Consider the following 17,915-nt stretch of genomic DNA (forward strand, 5'->3'; position numbering starts at 1 on the left):
GTATTGCATACCCCGGCCAGAGTGGCTTTCGCCGCACGAAAGCCGAAGCGGGCGAACACTATCCGGGGCGGCGATTGTCCGATCCGATCGGACGGAACCTGTACTGGGCTGCTGGTAACAGCCCAGTCCAGGCATATTCACCACACTTCGCCAGCGCGGATACTGACCGTCACGCTCTTCCGCCTACCCTCGGACTCAGCTGACAGCTGTGGTGGTGAGGGTCGGGGATGGATTCGGATAGCACGCGGTCGCGACACCGCCGATCCATTGCACATTGGTCGTCATGGTCATACCGGGACTGGCATAGCTGGTTCCCGCGTACTTGCTGGTGATCGGCGTTCCGGGAGTACCGGCCGTCACATTGATGGTCACCGCCGGTGGGGTGAAGCTCGAGCCGCCGGCGATCGGACCCGGCACGGTGAGAACGACATTCCCACCCGAGGTGGTGACGGTTCCGGCCACGGTCCCACCGGAAGCGGTAGCCGAGACCAGCGTCGAATTCGCCGGAGTCGGGAAGATCATCTTCAGGTTGCTGATACTCGTCACGGTGAAGCCCGAGGCCGAACTGGGAACCGTGGATACACCGGGGGTGAGGGTAATGGCCACCGCGGAGCCGGATGCCGCGGAGCTCGGCGCGGCACCGTCGACCGATGTGGTCATGCTCGAGGTTTGGCCTATCCCGAAGATCGTGCCCTGGCAACTCCAGTTCACGCTCACGGCGGTGGCATTTGCGGGTGCGGCTAAACAGAAGACGGTGGCCAGCGCCACCGGAGTAACAACTCCAGCACGAAGCAGCATGGATGCGGTCGATCTCATAACTATCTCCAAAATGCGAAGCAACGGTACGACCCGAGATGTCGCGCCGTAACCGTAAGGGATCTAAAATATAACCTGTTCTCATCTGACCGCGATCGGGATCCAAAATAACGTTTTGGCATCGATGGCCATGCCGGAGGGCACTTCCAGCAGATCCTTATCTGCTATTAAATATTCAGTTTGGAAAGTTAATTCCACTAAGACTTTGACACGAACCGACCGATCCCCCGCGACCCATCAGCGTCACCACCACAGGAACAATGCGCGGCAAGTTCGATCAAACATATGCCTGACCTGGTGTTATATGTGATGCCAACTATCAGTTGGACTGCACACCGTTGGCGAGCCCCAGGATTCCTCGACAGGAGAAGCAGCTTCCCGACAAATTCCGCCCACCAACTCGCCGAACCGGCAGGCGACCGTATCTCGGATCGAGATTTCGCTTATCAAGTGGCCATTATGCATATGTAGAGGGGTTTTGCCATAGGTTCACTCGACGACGGAATATCGCTTCAGCCCCTGGTGTCTCTATTGGACTCGGCAGTTGCCGGTGACGGCCTGTGGGCGGCCTTACTCGGCTCACTCGGCAACATCGTGAAGTAACCCCGCCCAGTGAATTATCTCTTTTTCAGGCCTTTCTGTATCCGGGCCCAGCCGGCCGGTCGAAACAGCCATGCGGGCGAGGGAAGAATTCGGTTCCGCGAAGCGGAACCGGCGTCCCGCCTCCGGCGTCCAAGTGGAAGAGACCGGGCGATAGGAGGACGCGAATGGAACCGGAAGCCTTGCGGCGCAGGGCCCGACTGAGTCAATCGGGTGCCGAACACGAGCAGTCGCGCATCGCCGGGCGCGGACTCGACCCGGATTACATCCGGCAGCTGGAGCAGTTCACCCAGTTCTCGCACGCGCAGATCCACGCCCGCGTCCAGGCCATGAATCCCGGCGACATGCACGCCGCCGCCCAGATCTGGGTGAGCATCGCCGACAGCATGTTCGGCGCCCTGAGCACCCTGCACGCCACCGTCCAGACCACACTCGCGGCCGCCATGTCCGGCCATATCGCCGACGCCGCCGAGACCGCCGCCCGCCAATTCGTCCGCGACGCCACGGATGTCGCCGAAATCGCCCACAGCACCGGCCATCGCGTGATCGCCGCCGCCTACGGCGCCGAAGCCGTCCGGAAGACCGTGCCACCACCTGTGCCCGACAGCCCCGCAGACACCAGAGACGAGCAGTACCACCTCGCCCTGGCCGCCCTGGACGCCAACTACATCCCGATCTACCCACCCGCCGGCACGGCCATCCCCGCCTTCTTCGCACTCAGATCTCCCGGCGACACCGCATCCGAAGACCTCGGCGGCACAACCGATCCCGCCCCGGACACAGGCCGGCCCACCACCCCGCTCTCGGATGCCCGGAGCGGCCCGGATGGCAGTCACGAGCCCGGACCTCAGTCTCCCGACACCACCGTGGCAACCAATCCGGCCGGTACCCAACACCTTCCAGGTTCCGGCACGGAAGCCGATGCGCAGGATCTGGCATACCGGAGTCCCGACCGTCGAACCCCCGACGGTCAACCCTCGACCGCCCCTCACCAGACCTACATCGACACCGACCCCGCCGCCACAACCCCACCCACTTCCCCGTTCACCCCGACCCCCGGCGGCCACCCGACGATCCCACCGTCCCCCGGCCCGACCCCCACTACCCCCGATCCGGGTCGCGGCTTCCCCGGCCCGCCCAGCCCCGAACCCCTCACCCAGCCGAGACAACCCAACTCCCCCAACCTCTCCGCCCCACCCGGCTCAGCACCCTCCGGCATGTTCGCCCCCGGCAGCCGCCCCACCGCCGACCCGGATTCATCCCACCGCACCCCGCCCTGGCTGATCCGCGACCGCCAGGACGAACTCCTCGGCAACCCCCTCCCCCACGTCCTACCGACGATCGGCGCCGAATTCCCCTCAGCCCGAAACGATCTCGTGCAAGCCAACAGCGACGCCCCAGGCTGATCCCCTCGACCGGACGAGCGCCGCGACCCAGCGATGGAACGCTTCCACCGTAGCCTCGCGCGGCACACCTGCGGCCTCGAACGGGTCCTCCACCGCGACAGCCCGTTCCCCGGCAGACGAGAAAGACCTCACCGTCACACTGTCGACGCGCGTCTACTGACGGCGACGGGCTGCAATCGCAAACAGACAGGGCGCGAGGAGGATTCGTCCCGTCGCCGGGGCTCCTATTCGCCGCCGAAGACGCGTTCCACGACCGTCTTCGCGCGGCGGGTGACGCGCATGTAGTGGTCGAGGAATTCGCTGCCGTCGTCGTTGGGCCAGCCGGCGACTCGGGCCACCGCGGAGAGGAGGGTGCCGGGGCCGGGGAGTTGGTCCGCCGGTTTGCCGCGGACCAGGACGAGGGCGTTGCGGGCCTTGGTGGCGGTGAGCCAGGCATCGCGCAGGAGGGCGGCGTCGTCGCTGTCGATCAGCTCGGCGCGCTCGATGGCGTCGAGGGATTCGAGGGTGGAGGTGTTGTGGAGTTCGGGGATCTCGTGGGCGTGCAGGAGCTGCAGGAGCTGGACGGTCCATTCGATATCGGCGAGGCCGCCGCGGCCCAGTTTGGTGTGGGTGGCGGGGTTGGCGCCGCGCGGAAGGCGTTCGGAGTCGACGCGGGCCTTGATGCGGCGGATCTCGCGGACGCCCTCGGGGGACATGCCGCCCTCGGTGTAGCGGATGGGATCCACGGTGCGCAGGAAGCGGATTCCGAGTTCGCGGTCGCCGGCGACCTGATGGGCGCGCAGCAGGGCCTGCACCTCCCACGACTGCGCCCACTGCGTGTAATAGGCGGAGTAGGCGGCGAGCGTGCGGACCAGCGCACCGTTGCGGCCTTCGGGCCGCAGACCGGCGTCGACCTGCAGCGGCGGGTCGGTGCTCGGTGCGCCGAGCAACCGCTGCACCTGCTCGGCGACGCTGATCGCCCATTTCACCGCGACGGTCTCATCCTCGCCGGGCCGCGGATCGCACACGAACAGCACGTCGGCGTCGGAGCCGTAGCCGAGTTCCATCCCGCCCAGCCGGCCCATGCCGATGACGGCGAAGTCGGCGGGCGCGGGCCTGCCGAGCTCGGCCTCACTGGCCCGGATCACGGCCTGCAGCGCCGCCTCCAGGGTGGCGATCCACACCGAGGACAGCGCCTCGCACACCTGCGGGACGTCGAGCATGCCCAGCACATCGGCCGAGGCGACGCGGGCCAGCTCGTGCCGCCGCAGCGAGCGCGCGGTCGCCACCGCCCGCCTCGGGTCGTCGTAACGCCGTGCGCCGGAGAGGATTCCGCGCGCCACATCCGAGGGCTTGGTGGCCAGCAGCAGCGGCCCGTCCGGCCCGTCGGCGTACATGCGAATGGTCTCGGGCGCATTGATCAGCAGATCCGGCAGGTACGCCGAGGACCCGAGCACGATCATCAGCCGCTGCGCGATGGCGCCCTCGTCGCGCAGTTCGCGCAGGAACCAGATCTCGTTGTCGAGCCCCTCCGACACCCGCCGATAGGCCAGCAGGCCCGCGTCGGGATTCGGTGTCTCACCGAGCCATTCGAGCAGGGTCGGCAGCAGCAGCGCCTGGATCCGCCCCTTGCGCCCGACCTCCCCGGTCAGCGCCTTCAGATGCCCGAGCGCGTTCTCCGGCGCCACATAGCCCAGCGCGGCCAGCTGCCGCACCGCCGCCTCGGGACTGAGTCGCAGACTGGCCGCGTCCAGGCGCGCAACCGATTCCAGCAGCGGCCGGTAGAACAGTTTGGCGTGCAGCCGCCGCACCCGCACCGCATTGCGTTTGATCTCGCTGGTGAGCACCCCGACCGCGTCCTGCCGCCCGTCGGGCCGCATGTGCGCGGCGCGCGCCAGCCAGCGGATGCCCTCCTCGTCCTCGGGGGCGGGCAGGGTGTGGGTGCGCTTGAGTCGCTGCAGTTGCAAGCGGTGTTCGAGCAGCCGCAGGAATTCGTAGGAGGCGGTGAGGTTGGCGGCGTCGTCGCGGCCCACATAGCCGCCAGCGGCGAGCGCGGTCAGCGCCTCCACCGTGCCCTGCACATGCAGCGATTCGTCGGCCTTGCCGTGCACCAATTGCAATAGCTGGACAGCGAATTCGACGTCGCGCAGACTGCCGTGCCCCAGTTTCAGTTCGCGTTCGCGCAGGTCGGCGGGCACCAGGTCCTCGACACGCCGCCGCATGGCCTGCACATCCGCCACGAAGTCCGGTCGCTCGGAGGCCGCCCACACCATGGGCATCAGCGCGTCGCGGTAGGCGGCGCCGAGTGCGAGATCGCCGGTGGCGGGCCGCATCTTGAGCAGCGCCTGGAATTCCCAGGTGCGCGCCCACCGCTTGTAGTAGGCGATGTGCGAGTCCAGGGTGCGCACCAGCGCGCCGGCCTTGCCCTCCGGCCGCAGCGCCGCGTCGATCTCGAAGAAGGCCGCGCTGCCCACGCTCATCATCTCGGCGGCCAGCCGGGTGGCGGTGGTGTCGGCCGGTTCGGCGACGAAGATGACGTCCACGTCGGAGACGTAATTCAGTTCCCGCGCACCGCATTTGCCCATGGCGATGACGGCCAGCCGGGCCGGCGTCTCCCGGTCGGGGCACACCCGCGCGATCGCCACCGACAGCGCCGCAGTGAGCGCCGCGTCGGCCAGATCGGTGAGGTGCCGGCCGACCTGCTGGTACGGCAGCACCGGTTCGTTCTCCACGGTGGCAGCCAGGTCGATGGCGGCCAGCAGCATGAGCTGATCGCGATACCGCTTGCGCAGCAAGGCGATCGCCTCCGGCCCTGCCACGCCCGCCCGGTGCATCATGGGCCCGGCGTTCTCCCCGGTCTCCGGGGTGGCGCGCACGGCGTCCAGCAGATCCGCGAGCAACTCCGCGCGATCGGGCAGGTTCTTCCGCTTCAGCAGCTGCCAGGAGCCCGGATCCGCCACCAGGTGATCGGCGAAGGCGCTCGACGAGCCGATCAGGGCCAGCAGTCGCCCGCGCAGCGCGGTGTCCCGGCGCAGCTCGTAATCCAAAGCGGCCCAGTCGTTCCCGAGTTGCTCGCGCAGCCGGATGAGCGTCAGCAGCGCCAGATCGGCGTCGGGGGACCGCGACAGCGCCCACAGCAGTGGCACGCTGTCCACGTTGTCCCACGCCAACTCTCGCAGAGAGTCGGCGGCCGACGGCTCGAGCAGACCGAGCCGTCCGACACCGGGGACAGCGGAACGAGCAGTCGGTGGCCGAACCATGCCCTTCAAATTACATGTCACGCTGATCGGACGTGCCGCCCATCCCTCCCAAACGGGACATCGTTGCCCGCTCGCAGCCGGTTCGACTCCCGAATGCACCCGCCCCGGTTCCGAAAATCCCGAGAGCACTCCACCCAGAGTTCGCGGCCCGCCTCGGCCTGGACTGCGCTCCGGCTCCCCGCGCTTGGAGCGGAGGAGAGAAGGAGAGAAGGCCGAGGTTCCGGCTCCATAGACCTACACCTCGGCCGCGAACCGCCCGGAGCGAAGCGGAGGGCAAATAGTTACAACCCCAGGTATTCCCTCAGCTCGTACGGCGTCACCTGGGCGCGGTAGCCCGCCCACTCGCGCCGCTTGTTGCGCAGGAAGAAGTCGAAGACGTGCTCGCCCAGCGTCTCGGCGACCAGCTCGGACTTCTCCATGGCCTTGAGCGCCTCGTCCAGCGACGCCGGCAGTTCACGGAAGCCCATGGCGCGACGCTCGGCGCTGGTCAGCGACCACACGTCGTCCTCGGCCTCCGGCGGCAGCGTGTAGCCCTTCTCGATGCCGCGCAGACCCGCGGCCAGCAGCACCGCGAAGGCCAGGTACGGGTTGCAGGCGCTGTCAGGGCTGCGGATCTCGACGCGGCGCGAGGCCGACTTGTTCGGCGTGTACATCGGAACCCGCACCAGCGCAGAGCGATTCGACCGGCCCCAGGAGGCGGCCGTCGGCGCTTCGCCGCCGTGGATCAGGCGCTTGTAGGAGTTCACCCACTGGTTGGTGACCGCGGAGATCTCGTGCGCGTGCTCGAGAATGCCCGCGATGAAGGCGCGCGCGGTCTCCGACAGGTTGTCCGGGTCGTCCGGGTCGGCGAAGGCGTTCTGCTCACCCTCGAACAGCGACATGTGGGTGTGCATGGCCGAACCCGGGTGATCGGCGAACGGCTTGGGCATGAAGCTGGCCCGCACGCCCTCGTCGATGGCGACTTCCTTGATCAGGTAGCGGAAGGTCATGACGTTGTCGGCCATGGACAGCGCGTCCGCGTAGCGCAGGTCGATCTCCTGCTGGCCCGGCGCACCCTCGTGGTGGCTGAACTCCACCGAGATGCCCATGGATTCCAGCGAGTCGATGGCGTGGCGGCGGAAGTTCGGGGCCTCGTCGTGCACGGCCTGGTCGAAGAAGCCGCCATTGTCGGCCGGGACGGGCATCGTGCCGTCGTGCGGGCCCGGCTTGAGCAGGAAGAACTCGATCTCGGGGTGCACGTAGCAGCTGAAGCCCAGGTCACCGGCCTTGTTCAGCTGGCGGCGCAGCACGTGTCGGGGATCGGCCCAGGACGGCGAACCGTCCGGCATGGCGATATCACAGAACATGCGCGCCGAGTGCTGGTGCCCCTTCGACGTGGACCACGGCAGTACCTGGAAGGTGGACGGATCCGGCTTGGCCACCATGTCCGCCTCGGAGACCCGGGCGAACCCCTCGATGGCCGAACCGTCGAATCCGATGCCTTCCTCGAAAGCGCCCTCCAGTTCGGCGGGCGCGATCGCGACAGACTTGAGATACCCCAGGACATCGGTGAACCACAGTCGCACGAATCGGATATCCCGTTCTTCGAGCGTCCGGAGCACGAATTCCTTCTGACGGTCCATGACCGCGAGCGTAGGGTCCTGGAGTTAAATCCGTGTTACATGAACGTCAGCAGGCGCGGCGAGTCGTGCGGACTCAACACGTGAGGCCCGCCGCAGGCTCTTTCAGATCAACGAGATACGAAATCACCGGGTCGTCGACGCACTGAACTCCGGAGAGCGACACGGTGTGTCGGGTGCCCTTGTAGGTGATCAGCGACGCGCCGAGCTGCTGCGCCAGGTTGACGCCGGCCTGGTACGGGGTGGCCGGGTCCTCGGTCGTGGAGATCACCACGGTCTTCGGCAGTCCCTGGATCGAAAGCTTGTGCGGCGCGCTGGTATTCGGGACGGGCCAGATGGCGCACAGTTCCAGCGGCGCGGCGTTGCTGCCGTGGCCGTCGTCGAGGAAGGGCGCGACACGGCGGTAGTCGGCGTCCTGCTTCGCGGCTACGGACCGGTCGGTAATGGCCGGGTCGTCGACGCAGCGAATGGCATTGAACGCGTCGGAACTGTTGTCGTAGGTGCCGTCGTCGTGGCGGCCGTCGTACATGTCGGCGAGGGCGAGCAGCGTGTCGCCGCTGCCCTGGGCCAGTTCACGCAGGCCCTTGGTGAGGGCGGGCCACAGACGGTTGGAGTAGAGGGTCTGCTGCACACCGGTGATGGCATCGCCGTAGTGCAGGCCGCGCGGGTCCTGGGTGGGAACCGGCTTGTCCCACAGCGGATCCACCAGCGAGCGGAACTTCTTGGTGGCCTGCCCCGGGTCATCGCCGAGCGGGCAGTTGGTCTTCTCCTTGGTCGCGCAGTCCGCGGCGTAGGCGTCGAAGGCCTTCTGGAAGCTGGCGGCCTGCGCCACCGACTCCTTGACCGGATCCTGCTCGGGATCGAGCGCGCCGTCGAGCACCAGCGCGCGCACGTGGTCGGGGAACTTCTCGGCGTAGGCGTAACCGAGGCGGGTGCCGTAGGAGTAACCCAGGTAGGTCAGCTTCTGATCGCCCAGCGCCGCCCGGATCACGTCCATGTCCTGCACGACCTCCCGGGTGCCGACGTGGGCCAGGAAGTCCTTGCCGGTGCGGTCGACGCACTTGCCGGCGAAGTCCTTGTTCTCGGTCTCCGCGGCCGCGATGCCCGCGGGCGAGTTGTCCTTGTTGGGCTCGGCGCGCTGGGCGTCGTCCTCGGCCGCGGTCATGCACTTGATGGCGGGCTGCGACGCGCCGATGCCACGCGGATCGAAGCCGATCCGGTCGAACCGTTCGGCCAGCTGGGTGCTGTCACCGAGAGTGACCATGTTCAATCCGGTCACGCCGGGACCGCCGGGGTTGAGCAGCAGCGAGCCGATCTTGTTGCCGGTGGCACGCACTCGCGAGATCGCGATCTTGGCGGTCGCCCCATTGGGATCGGCGTAGTCGACCGGCACCGTGACCCGCGTGCACTCGGAGTTCTTGGGCATCTCGTCTTCGCTGTAATCGGCACAGCTGCCCCAGGTCAGGGTCTGGTTGTAGAAGGAATCCATCCCCACCGGTGTGCTCGAGACGGGCTTGCCGTCCACCACGCTGGTGCACGCAGCCGCGGTCATCGCCAACGCCGTCACCAGGAGCACGACCCGGCCGGTTCGCATCAACGCCATCCCACGATCGTGCCATCCCGCCGAAATCACCCTCGCACCCCTCGTCCGGTCCATATATCTCTATATCTCTCTGTTTACATTCCGGCCGCCACCGTCGTTCACATTGCGGCCGCCATCGCTGTGTACATCGCGCCCGCCACCGCTGTGCGAAACGCACGCATGGCACGGATTCGGCAACGGTAGAGGTTCGGAGCCGAGCCCACCGAGTACGTGGGCGTTCACACGGTAAGTCCCCAGTCCGCTCTCAGAAACGGCATGCTTAATGGGAGGTGACCTGGGGGCTCTACTGATGAGGGATGCCATGACCGTGCAGCCACATTCACCGAATCGGTCCGCCGCGGCCGGTTCCGGTTCATCGCGTTCACGCACCATCCGGGCCGCGGCCGCCGCGGCAGTGGCACTGGCCGCCACCCTGGGTCTGGTGGCATGCGGGCCGTCGACGCTGCCGGGGAATCCGATCGCACACGCGCCGGGTGGCGTCACCCAGAGCCAGCCGATCGACTTCACCACGCCTCCGGCCGATCTCGACTCCGCCGTGCAGCGCGTGGTGCCGGGCATCGTGGACGTGAACACCGAGCTCGGGCTGCAGAACGGTGAGAGCGCGGGCACCGGCATCGTGATCGGTTCGGACGGCCACGTGCTCACCAACAACCATGTGGTCGAGGGCGCGACCAAGATCTCGGTCACCGATCTGGGCAATGGCCGGACCTATGACGCCACCGTGGTCGGCTTCGACCGCAGTGAGGACATGGCGGTCATCAAACTGAGCGGTGCGTCCGGTCTGCAGACCGCGCCGCTCGGCGACTCGGACAAGGTGGCGGTCGGCGACACGGTGGCCGGCCTCGGCAATGCGGGTGGACGCGGCACGCCCACTGCGGCCGCGGGCAAGGTGACCGCCCTGAACCGGGCCATCACCGCCAGCGACGACTCCACCGGCAGCTCCGAGCAGCTGACCGGGCTCATCCAGGTCGCCGCCGATATCGAACCCGGGGATTCGGGCGGCCCGCTGGTCGACGCGGCCGGACAGGTCATCGGCATGGACACCGCCGCCTCCAAGGGGTTCCGCTTCAGCATCGGCGGCGGCGAGGGCTTCGCCATCCCGACCAACAAGGCGCTGTCGGTGGCCAAGCAGATCGAGGCCGGCCAGGCCTCGGACCGCGTGCACATCGGCGACACCGCGTTCATCGGCGTCTCGGTCAGCTCGGTCACCGGCGGCGCGCAGATCCGGGGCGTGGTCCAGGGCGGACCGGCGGACCGGCTCGGTCTCGAGGCCCGCGACGTCATCACCGGCGTCGACGACCACGCGGTCACCTCTGCCAACGACCTCACCTCGACCATGGATCAGCACCACCCGGGTGACGCCGTCACCCTGAAGTGGACCGACCAGACCGGCCAGCCCCGGTCGGCTCAGGTCCAGTTGGGCAAGGGCCCGATCGGCTAGCGAGTAGTAGGGAGAAGAGGCGAGGGGTGCACCCCTCGCTCTTCTTCTGCGCGAGATGTCTCCAATCCGCGCGCGGTGTGAGGAATTGCATCCCTGCCGGGAACGGCCGGAATGGCAGACTGACATTCGTCAGAACAACCCGGGGACCCGGTCATGGGCCTCGAGGAACGACGAAAGGGACGATGATGTCCGTATCCGATGCGGAAACCCCTGTGTACGGGTCTGCGGCGCCGAAGACTCCCCCCGCTCGGCGGAAGACGCGAGTGCAGCACCTGCAGCAGATGAAGCAGGCCGGTGAGCGCTGGTCCATGCTCACCGCATACGACTACTCCACCGCCCGGCTCTTCGAAGAGGCCGAGATTCCGGTCCTGCTGGTCGGCGATTCGGCCGCCAATGTGGTGTACGGCTACGACACCACGGTCGCGATCACCGTCGACGAGCTCATCCCGCTGGTCCGCGGCGTGGTGCGCGGTGCGCCGCACGCACTGGTGGTGGCGGATCTGCCGTTCGGCAGCTACGAGTCCTCCCCCGAGCAGGCCCTGGCCACGGCCGTCCGCTTCATGAAGGAGGGCGGCGCGCACGCGGTGAAACTGGAGGGCGGCGAGCGGGTGGCCGACACCATCCACAAGCTGACCGCCGCCGGCATTCCGGTGATGGCGCACATCGGGTTCACCCCGCAGAGCGTCAACACCCTCGGCGGGTTCCGGGTACAGGGTCGCGGCGACGGGGCCGAGCAACTGGTCGCCGACGCCATCGCCGTGCAGGAGGCCGGGGCCTTCTCGGTGGTCATGGAGATGGTGCCCGCCGAGCTGGCCGGGCAGGTCACCCGCAAGCTGACCATTCCGACCGTCGGCATCGGCGCCGGCGCGGAATGCGATGCGCAGGTGCTGGTCTGGCAGGACATGGTCGGCTACACCGGCGGCAAGACCGCCAAGTTCGTCAAGCAGTTCGCGGATGTGGGCGGTCAATTGCGTACCGCCGCAGCCACTTACGCCGACGAAGTACGGCGCGGCGTGTTCCCGGGTCCGGAGCACAGCTACTGAGCCGACCGGCCGCGCAGTGATCGAGGACGCCCCCGCGAGCTCGCGGGGGCGCTTCTTTCATAGCAATCGGCTATTGGAATCTATTCGCCGCCGACCATCTAGGTCCACTGCGAACTTTTGGTGGCAGACTCGGAAGCCAACGAGCTGGATCGACCAAAGGGAAGTTCATGGATCGTGGAACGAGTCGCTGGATTCGGCGGGCGCCGCTACTGGTCGCGGCGGTGGCCACCCTCGCATTGACCGCGGCCTGCGGGGGCAACTCCTCGACGGGCTCGACGCAGCCGCAGGGCTCCTCCTCGCCGCTCTCCTCGACGCCGGGCAAGCCGACCACCACGGGCGGCCCGACCACGTCGGCGGGCAGTGGCTCGGGGCTGACCGTCTCCGATGAGGCGGCCAAGCAGCTGTGCGACCTGATGCGGCCGCAGCTGTCGGACTGGCGGGTGCAGACCCCGACCCTGGACAAGATCTCGCTGAACGCGACCGTGATCCAGTGGGCGACCCAGAACGGCTTCCTGCTGCAGTTGCCGAGCAATCGGGGCCTGGTCGACCAGGTCACCACCAAGGCCTGTCCGGATGTGCGCGATCAGGCCCTCTCCGCGATCGAGATCCCGGATCTGGCTTCGGGCCTGGCGGCCGGCTGATGCGCACCCTCTACCCGCCGATCGAGCCTTATGAGCAGGGGATGCTGGACGTCGGCGACGGCCAGCGGCTCTATTACGAGGTGAGCGGGAATGCGGACGGCAAGCCGGCGGTCTTCCTGCACGGCGGCCCCGGCGGCGGCACCTCGCCGTATCACCGGCAGTTCTTCGATCCCGAGGCGTACCGCATCGTCCTGTTCGATCAGCGGGGTTGCGGCCGGTCCACGCCGCACATCGCGGACGGGGCGAGCCTCGAGCACAACACCACCGGACATCTGGTCGCCGATATCGAAAGGCTGCGAACGCATCTCGGCGTCGAGCGGTGGCTGGTGTTCGGCGGATCCTGGGGTTCGACGCTGGCGCTGAGCTACGCGCAGGCCCATCCGGACCAGGTCACCGAACTGGTGCTGCGCGGGATATTCCTGTTGCGGCGCAAGGAAATCGATTGGTACTACAATGGCTCCGCGGGGTACGTGTACCCCGATGAGTGGGAGAAGTTCCTGGCGCCGGTGCCGGAAGCCGAACGCGGGCAGGATCTGATCGAGGTCTACCACCGCCTGCTGCACTCCCCCGATGCCGCCCTTGCCACCGACGCGGCCGTCGCGTGGTCCACCTGGGAGGGTGCCACGAGTTCCCTGCTGCCCCAACCGGAACGGGTCGCCGAAACCGCCGACCCGCGCTTCGCGCTGGCCTTCGCGCGCATCGAGAACCACTATTTCGTCAATCACGGCTTCCTCGACGAGGGGCAGCTGCTGCGCGACATCGGGCGCATCGCCCACATTCCCGGCGTCATCGTGCAGGGCCGCCACGACGTGGTGTGCCCGGCCACCAGCGCCTGGGATCTCCATCGGGCCTGGCCCGGTTCGGAATTGCACCTGGTGCCCGACGCCGGCCACGCCGCTCTCGAACCCGGCATCACCCACCATCTGGTGGAGGCCACGGACAAGTACAGGATGTAGATGAGTACCACAGCCGGTCCCGCATTGGTCGACGCCGTAGCCGCCGATGTGGACCGGCTGTGTACCGCCGAACCCGATGTGCGCCAGGACCTTCCGGATTCGGTGCACAAGATGCGGGTGGCCACCCGGCGACTGCGCAGTGTCCTCAAGTCCTATCGCCGGGTGCTGCGGCGCAAGCCGGTCGGCGAGATCACCGACGAATTGCGCTGGCTGGCAGGACTGCTCGGGGTGGCGCGCGACGCCGAGGTGCGGGCCGAACGGTTCGCCGCGCTGCTCGGCGACACCGGGGTGCCGTTCGACGAGCAGACCGTGCCGCTGGGTGAGAAATTCGCTCCCCGAAAGGATTTCGGCCAGCGGCTGGTCGACGAGGAGCGCCGGTTCTACGCCGCGGCACACCGGGCGGCGGTCGACGCCTTCGACAGCCGCCGCTACCGCAGCCTGATGAAGCGCCTGCACCGGCTGATCGCCGACCCGCCGCTGCGCGCCTCGCACGCCGACGAGCCGGCCGAACGGGTCTTCACCGGCGTGCTGCGCCACGACTTCCGGGATCTGCGCCGCCTGGTGCGCACGGAGCCCGGCCTGTCCGGGGAGGAACGCGTCGAGCGTCTGCACGATATCCGCAAGGCCGCCAAGCGATTGCGCTACTCGGCCGAGGCCGCCACCGAGGTGCTGGGCAAGCCCGCCGAGGAGCTCGGCAGGAAGGCCAAACGCCTACAGGGTGTGCTCGGCGATCATCGGGACGCCGTGGAGGCCCTGGACACCTTGCGCACCCACGCCTCCGAGGCCGCCGAGTCCGGCTATCAGCGGCTCTGCGATGCCGAGGAGGCGGCGGCCGCCAAGGCGCTCGAGGAGTACCCGGACGCGATCGAGTTCCTGCGCGAACAGCCCCTCGCTTGACCAGCGCCCGGCGGGCTAGTTGATGCGAATGCTCGCCGGGTCACCGTGGCCCCAGCCGCCGGGGTGCGCTCCCTCGACCGCGGACACCGTTTCGCCGTGCTGGCGCCCGTTCGGGTCTTCCTGGTGCCCCTTCGAGTCGTGGTGGTCCCGATGCGCGCCGTGCGGCATGATCCGGTCGATCCAGGCCAGCAGCACCGCCGAAACCACGAACGCCAGGTGGATGAGCACCGGCCACAGGTAGCGCGCACTGTGCGCGCCCGGGTCGGTGTCGGTGGTGATGGAGATGAACGTCTTGAGCAGGTGGATCGAGGAGATGCCGACAATGGACATGGCCAGCTTCACCTTCAGCACATTGGCGTTCACCTGGGCCAGCCACTCGGGCTGATCCGGATGCCCGTCGATGCGCAAGCGGGACACGAAGGTCTCATAGCCTCCGACGATCACCATGATCAGCAGGTTGGAGATCATGACCACGTCGATCAGCCCGAGCACCGACAGCATGATGCTGGTCTCGACATTGCCGTCGGCGAACAGCCCGTGCACCAGATCCCACAGCTCGCGCAGGAACTGCCACACGTACGTGGCCTGCGCCACGATCAGACCCAGGTACAGGGGTAGCTGCAGCCATCGGCTGAGAAAGATGAAATAGCCCAGACTGCGCTGCTGGGCGGCTTCGGGGGAATTCACGTTCGGGTATGGAAAAGCCATGGGACTCAATACAGCACGCACGAAATCAAGCACCGATCAGCAATCGATCACGGCCGCGGGCTCCGCTCGGGAATTGATGCCTTCCTGATCGATCGTTGATGTGCGCGCCGATAGGTTCGCCGCGTGCAACACGGAATTCAGCAGAAACGTCGCGGCCCGCTGTGGGTGGTCGCGATCGCGGCGGCGCTCATCGTGGGGCTGGTGCTCGCGCTGTCCACCTACGAGGTGGGCCGGACGCGGGCGGAGGCTTCGCATCCCTTCGGCAATACGGCGGTCGAGGATCGGGTGGACCTGGGCATCTGGGTCGCCAAGATCGACCCGGCCACCCAGACCACCACCGTCGAGGTACGGGCCGCCCCGCGCGGCGCGCTGGCGGACAAGAACGGCAATTTCGCCGCCGACACCCTCATCTACACCTCGGCGCTCAAGGCCGATCCGATCAAAATCAAGGCGGGCGAACCGATCTCCGCGGCCGAGGTGAAGGTCGTGGTGGAGGGCACGCTCACCGACTACCCGTTCGACGCGTACGACGCGGTGCTGGCCTTCGACGTGTTCAGCGGCGACCGGCGCCTGCCCACCGCCGCTACCGTGGCCAGCGGGGACACGCTGTTCGCGGTGAGCGAGCAACCGGAATCAGGCGCCGACAACGGCATCGATCTCGGCCTGCATGCCAGCCGGTCGGTCCCGTCGCTGACCTTCGCGCTGTTCATCATGATTCTCATGCTGGGTCTGGCACTGGCCGCGGCCATCGCCTGCTATTACGTCCTGGCGGGTGAGCGCGGTCTGATGTTCCCGGCCGTATCCATGATGGGCGCACTGCTTTTCGCGCTGGTGCCATTGCGCAATGCGGTGCCGGGCGGCGCACCGATCGGGTCGATCATCGATTTCACATCGTTCTTCATCGCGGAGGGCATTATCTCGGCGGCCCTGGTGGGCACCGTGATCGTCGGCTACCGCGTCGAAATGGCGAAGGAACGCGCGGACAAGGCGGCCACGCAGCATCCGACCGATCAATTCCGAATTCTCGCGCCGCAGCGGTGATTCACCATTCGGCGAGCGAACCGTCCCTGCGGTGCCAGATCGGATTGCGCCAGCGGTGCCCGGTCTCGGCGGCGCGGGCGACGGCACGCTCATCGATGCGGAGGCCGAGTCCGGGTTCGCGCGGCAGGCCGACGTAACCGTCGCGGTAGTCGAAAACCGTTGGGTCGAGCAGATAGTCGAGCAGATCGGAGCCCGTGTTGTAGTGGATGCCCAGGCTCTGCTCCTGGATGAGCAGATTCGGGGTGGCGAAGCCGACCTGCAGGCAGGCGGCGAGGGCGATCGGGCCGAGCGGGCAGTGCGGGGCCAGGGCGACGTCGCGGGCCTCCGCCAGTGCGGCGATGCGCCGGACCTCGGAGATGCCGCCCGCGTGGGACAGGTCCGGCTGCACCACGGCCACACCGCGATCCAGCACCGGGAGGAAGTCCCACCGCGAATACAGCCGCTCGCCGGTCGCGATGGGAATGCTGGTGCCGCCGGTGATCTCGCCGAGGCGGTCACCGGCCTCCGGCACCAGCGGTTCCTCGACGAAGAACGGCAGGTACGGTTCGAGCAGGGGCAGCACGCGCCGTGCCATGGCGACGGACAGGCGGCCGTGGAAGTCGACGGCGATATCGAAGTCGTCGCCGGTCGCCTCCCGCACGGCGGCCACCCGGTCGACGATGTCCAGGGTCGCGCGGGGCGTGTCGATCGGCTCCAGTTCGGCCGAGGCGTTCATCTTGATCGCGGTGAAGCCCTGGGCCTTTCGCTCCAACGCGGTGGCCGCGACATCGTCGGGGCGGTCGCCGCCGATCCAGCTGTAGACGCGAATCCGGTCACGCACCGCACCGCCGAGCAGCTGCCACACCGGTACGCCGAGCGCCTTGCCGGTGATGTCCCACAGGGCCTGGTCGATGCCCGCGACCGCGCTCGACAGGATGGGTCCGCCGCGGTAGAAGCCGCCCTTGGTGAGGGTCTGCCACTGTGCCTCGATACTCATCGGGTCCTTGCCGACGAGGTAGTCGGACAGTTCTTCGACGGCGGCGGCCACGGTGTGCGCGCGGCCCTCGATCACGGGCTCGCCCCAGCCGGTGATGCCTTCGTCGGTGTCGATGCGCAGGAAGCACCAGCGCGGCGCGACCAGGTAGGTGGTGAGTGCGGTGATCTTCACCGGGATTCCTTTCGCACGCTCCAGCCACCGTCGACGACCAGGTTCGCGCCGGTGATGAACGAGGCGTCGTCGGAGGCGAGGAAGGCGACCGCGGCCGCCACCTCCTCCGGCGCGCCCAGCCGGTCCAGCACCGTTGCCCGAGCCGACAATTCGCGCCCTTCGGCATCCACGTCGTCCCACACGGGCGTGAGGATGGGTCCGGGCAGCACGGCATTCACCCGCACCCGGTCCTGCCCGTACTCGACCGCCAGTTGCCGCACCAGCGCGGTCAGCCCGCCCTTGGCCGCGGCATAGACCGGATATCCCGGCAGCCCGAACTGGGCATGCACGCTGGACACCGCGACCACATTGCCGCGCCGGGCGCGCAGGTCATCGATGAACGCCCGCACGCCCAGAAACAGCGGCGTCAGATTCACCGCGAGCCCGTCGTCCCACTGCCGCCTGCTCAACTCGTGTGCCGGAACGATCGCCTGCCGAGAAGCATTGCTGCACAGGAAATCCAAGGGTCCGAACCGATCGTTCACCCGCGCCCGCAGCGCGTCCCACGACTCCTCGAGCGTCACATCGCACCACTGGAATTCGGCCTGCGCCCCCATCGCGCGAATCTTCTCCGCCACCTCACGCCCACCGACCTGATCGATATCCGCGACGACGACCGCGGCCCCCTCGGCCGCCAGCCGTCGCGCCGTGGCCGCCCCGATCCCCGAGGCCGCCCCGGTGACGACCGCGACCCGGTCCGCCAGACGACACATGCTCTT

General features: G+C 67.8%; 15 protein-coding genes. 8 read left to right on the forward strand and 7 right to left on the reverse strand.

Going from position 1 to position 17,915, the window contains the following annotated elements:
- Window positions 1-195 precede the first annotated feature (195 nt).
- Entirely contained in the window at window positions 196-546 is a 351-nt protein-coding gene (locus tag ACQP1O_RS32145; RefSeq protein WP_433562133.1) for a hypothetical protein, read from the reverse strand.
- A gap of 1 nt (window position 547) precedes the next feature.
- On the opposite strand from ACQP1O_RS32145, the gene ACQP1O_RS32150 reads away from it, so the two are divergent.
- Together ACQP1O_RS32150 and ACQP1O_RS32155 are read left to right on the forward strand one after the other, a co-directional pair.
- Window positions 548-868 carry a hypothetical protein gene (locus ACQP1O_RS32150; RefSeq protein ID WP_433562134.1) on the forward strand — a complete coding sequence of 107 codons (321 nt, stop codon included), beginning with the start codon at window positions 548-550 and terminating at the stop codon, window positions 866-868.
- Between the two features lie 715 nt (window positions 869-1,583).
- Window positions 1,584-2,822, forward strand: a complete 1,239-nt coding sequence (locus ACQP1O_RS32155; RefSeq protein WP_433562135.1) for a hypothetical protein — start codon at window positions 1,584-1,586, stop codon at window positions 2,820-2,822.
- A 224-nt stretch (window positions 2,823-3,046) separates the two neighbouring features.
- Here ACQP1O_RS32155 and ACQP1O_RS32160 read toward each other — a convergent pair whose 3' ends face one another.
- The 3 genes from ACQP1O_RS32160 to ACQP1O_RS32170 form a co-directional block, all read right to left on the reverse strand.
- Window positions 3,047-6,061, reverse strand: coding sequence for a bifunctional [glutamine synthetase] adenylyltransferase/[glutamine synthetase]-adenylyl-L-tyrosine phosphorylase (locus tag ACQP1O_RS32160; protein ID WP_433562136.1), 3,015 nt, complete (start codon window positions 6,059-6,061; stop codon window positions 3,047-3,049).
- A gap of 281 nt (window positions 6,062-6,342) precedes the next feature.
- On the reverse strand, window positions 6,343-7,683 hold the full coding sequence (locus ACQP1O_RS32165; protein WP_433562137.1) for a glutamine synthetase family protein: 1,341 nt from the start codon (window positions 7,681-7,683) through the stop codon (window positions 6,343-6,345).
- A 73-nt stretch (window positions 7,684-7,756) separates the two neighbouring features.
- Window positions 7,757-9,283 carry an alpha/beta hydrolase gene (locus tag ACQP1O_RS32170; protein ID WP_433562138.1) on the reverse strand — a complete coding sequence of 509 codons (1,527 nt, stop codon included), beginning with the start codon at window positions 9,281-9,283 and terminating at the stop codon, window positions 7,757-7,759.
- Window positions 9,284-9,584: 301 nt separating this feature from the next.
- Here ACQP1O_RS32170 and ACQP1O_RS32175 point away from each other — a divergent pair, with 301 nt between their 5' ends.
- The 5 genes from ACQP1O_RS32175 to ACQP1O_RS32195 all read left to right on the forward strand — a co-directional run bounded on the left by ACQP1O_RS32175 (window position 9,585) and on the right by ACQP1O_RS32195 (window position 14,261).
- Window positions 9,585-10,724 carry a S1C family serine protease gene (locus ACQP1O_RS32175; RefSeq protein WP_433562139.1) on the forward strand — a complete coding sequence of 380 codons (1,140 nt, stop codon included), beginning with the start codon at window positions 9,585-9,587 and terminating at the stop codon, window positions 10,722-10,724.
- Window positions 10,725-10,909: 185 nt separating this feature from the next.
- Window positions 10,910-11,767 (forward strand): 3-methyl-2-oxobutanoate hydroxymethyltransferase, encoded by an 858-nt coding sequence (panB, locus tag ACQP1O_RS32180; protein ID WP_433567866.1) that lies wholly within the window; start codon window positions 10,910-10,912, stop codon window positions 11,765-11,767.
- 167 nt (window positions 11,768-11,934) lie between these two features.
- Window positions 11,935-12,408: a hypothetical protein gene (locus tag ACQP1O_RS32185; protein ID WP_433562140.1), complete on the forward strand. Its 474-nt coding sequence runs from the start codon at window positions 11,935-11,937 to the stop codon at window positions 12,406-12,408.
- Window positions 12,408-13,364, forward strand: coding sequence for a prolyl aminopeptidase (gene pip, locus ACQP1O_RS32190; protein ID WP_433562141.1), 957 nt, complete (start codon window positions 12,408-12,410; stop codon window positions 13,362-13,364). The genes ACQP1O_RS32185 and pip overlap by 1 nt, the downstream gene beginning before the upstream one ends.
- Window positions 13,365-14,261 carry a CHAD domain-containing protein gene (locus ACQP1O_RS32195; RefSeq protein ID WP_433562142.1) on the forward strand — a complete coding sequence of 299 codons (897 nt, stop codon included), beginning with the start codon at window positions 13,365-13,367 and terminating at the stop codon, window positions 14,259-14,261. It abuts the gene before it with no gap.
- 15 nt (window positions 14,262-14,276) lie between these two features.
- Here ACQP1O_RS32195 and ACQP1O_RS32200 read toward each other — a convergent pair whose 3' ends face one another.
- The gene (locus tag ACQP1O_RS32200; RefSeq protein ID WP_433562143.1) at window positions 14,277-14,969 is read right to left on the reverse strand and encodes a TIGR00645 family protein; all 693 of its coding nucleotides are present in this window, start codon (window positions 14,967-14,969) and stop codon (window positions 14,277-14,279) included.
- A gap of 123 nt (window positions 14,970-15,092) precedes the next feature.
- Between ACQP1O_RS32200 and ACQP1O_RS32205 the strand changes: the two genes are divergently transcribed.
- Window positions 15,093-16,010 (forward strand): DUF4436 family protein, encoded by a 918-nt coding sequence (locus ACQP1O_RS32205; RefSeq protein ID WP_433562144.1) that lies wholly within the window; start codon window positions 15,093-15,095, stop codon window positions 16,008-16,010.
- Window position 16,011: 1 nt separating this feature from the next.
- On the opposite strand, the gene dgoD is transcribed toward ACQP1O_RS32205, so the two are convergent.
- Window positions 16,012-17,157, reverse strand: coding sequence for a galactonate dehydratase (gene dgoD, locus ACQP1O_RS32210; RefSeq protein ID WP_433562145.1), 1,146 nt, complete (start codon window positions 17,155-17,157; stop codon window positions 16,012-16,014).
- Entirely contained in the window at window positions 17,154-17,909 is a 756-nt protein-coding gene (locus ACQP1O_RS32215; RefSeq protein WP_433562146.1) for an SDR family NAD(P)-dependent oxidoreductase, read from the reverse strand. The genes dgoD and ACQP1O_RS32215 overlap by 4 nt, the downstream gene beginning before the upstream one ends.
- Between the last annotated feature and the right edge of the window lie 6 nt (window positions 17,910-17,915).

The organism is Nocardia sp. CA-151230 (assembly GCF_050942175.1).
In the GTDB taxonomy this organism is placed as follows: Bacteria; Actinomycetota; Actinomycetes; order Mycobacteriales; family Mycobacteriaceae; genus Nocardia.

Excerpts from the sequence above, each read along its gene's own strand:
- ACQP1O_RS32155 (WP_433562135.1), top strand. The coding sequence starts at position 1,584 with ATGGAACCGGAAGCCTTGCGGCGCAGGGCCCGACTGAGTCAATCGGGT.
- ACQP1O_RS32160 (WP_433562136.1), bottom strand. The coding sequence starts at position 6,061 with ATGGTTCGGCCACCGACTGCTCGTTCCGCTGTCCCCGGTGTCGGACGG.
- ACQP1O_RS32165 (WP_433562137.1), bottom strand. The coding sequence starts at position 7,683 with ATGGACCGTCAGAAGGAATTCGTGCTCCGGACGCTCGAAGAACGGGAT.
- ACQP1O_RS32170 (WP_433562138.1), bottom strand. The coding sequence starts at position 9,283 with ATGGCGTTGATGCGAACCGGCCGGGTCGTGCTCCTGGTGACGGCGTTG.
- ACQP1O_RS32175 (WP_433562139.1), top strand. The coding sequence starts at position 9,585 with ATGACCGTGCAGCCACATTCACCGAATCGGTCCGCCGCGGCCGGTTCC.
- panB (WP_433567866.1), top strand. The coding sequence starts at position 10,910 with ATGTCCGTATCCGATGCGGAAACCCCTGTGTACGGGTCTGCGGCGCCG.
- ACQP1O_RS32185 (WP_433562140.1), top strand. The coding sequence starts at position 11,935 with ATGGATCGTGGAACGAGTCGCTGGATTCGGCGGGCGCCGCTACTGGTC.
- pip (WP_433562141.1), top strand. The coding sequence starts at position 12,408 with ATGCGCACCCTCTACCCGCCGATCGAGCCTTATGAGCAGGGGATGCTG.
- ACQP1O_RS32195 (WP_433562142.1), top strand. The coding sequence starts at position 13,365 with ATGAGTACCACAGCCGGTCCCGCATTGGTCGACGCCGTAGCCGCCGAT.
- ACQP1O_RS32200 (WP_433562143.1), bottom strand. The coding sequence starts at position 14,969 with ATGGCTTTTCCATACCCGAACGTGAATTCCCCCGAAGCCGCCCAGCAG.
- ACQP1O_RS32215 (WP_433562146.1), bottom strand. The coding sequence starts at position 17,909 with ATGTGTCGTCTGGCGGACCGGGTCGCGGTCGTCACCGGGGCGGCCTCG.